Origin of the sequence: Actinomadura napierensis (assembly GCF_039529375.1) — a bacterium.
Classification (GTDB): domain Bacteria; phylum Actinomycetota; class Actinomycetes; order Streptosporangiales; family Streptosporangiaceae; genus Spirillospora; species Spirillospora napierensis.
The window spans coordinates 1-710 of record NZ_BAAAMR010000310.1; the positions used below are offsets into that span (position 1 = coordinate 1).

A 710-nucleotide genomic window follows, 5' to 3' on the forward strand; every position below is an offset into this window, starting at 1 on the left:
CGGAACGCATCATTTGCCACTTCACTGGCAGCAAAACGGTAAAACTGAGCAAAGGATTGATAGGCCCCGACACATAGCGTACCCAAAGCCAGAAGCATGAGTGAACTATAAAAAATGCCGATTGATGCAATAATGCCACCGAGCACACCTAAAAAAGCGCCAAATAGAAAACCGTTACGTCGTCCTACACGTGCCATGAGCATTGATGCAGGGAACATCATTAAAGCCGTACCCAAAAACATAGAGGCGATAGGCAGCGTTGCAAGTGTTGGGGTATTTGCAATATTTGCCCCAGCCAAGCCACCGATGGTCATGACCATGACAGAAACGGTTTGGAAAAGTGATTGGGAACTCGCCAAAATTAATACTTGGCGGTGCATGGTGTTTTGAAGCATGAGAGCCTTTAATTATATGTGTTAATTGATGAGTTTGGGTGCTGAGTTTTTATATAGTAAGCAAGTATCAACAGCTCAGCTTGAAAATGTTGAGGTGTTTTTGGTGGCAGGCATAACAATATTTCTTTTTCATAAACTATTTCTTATCAAGTAATTGTAGCTGAATAATCAGGGTTAATATTCTATCATCTGATAATTTGATACAAAACAGTTGCTGTTCCAGTTTTCTAAAAAGTCTATTTATCTAAGACATTTAATGTGCCTATTCCCTCAAATTCTTTTTCAGCCACCTTAAAATAGATCATTAACCTGAAG

At 39.7% G+C, this 710-nt stretch carries 1 protein-coding gene; it reads right to left on the reverse strand.

Going from position 1 to position 710, the window contains the following annotated elements:
* A partial coding sequence (locus ABD296_RS49640) for a hypothetical protein (RefSeq protein ID WP_455363888.1) occupies positions 1-395 on the reverse strand: 395 nt, incomplete at its 3' end.
* Positions 396-710: the final 315 nt, after the last annotated feature.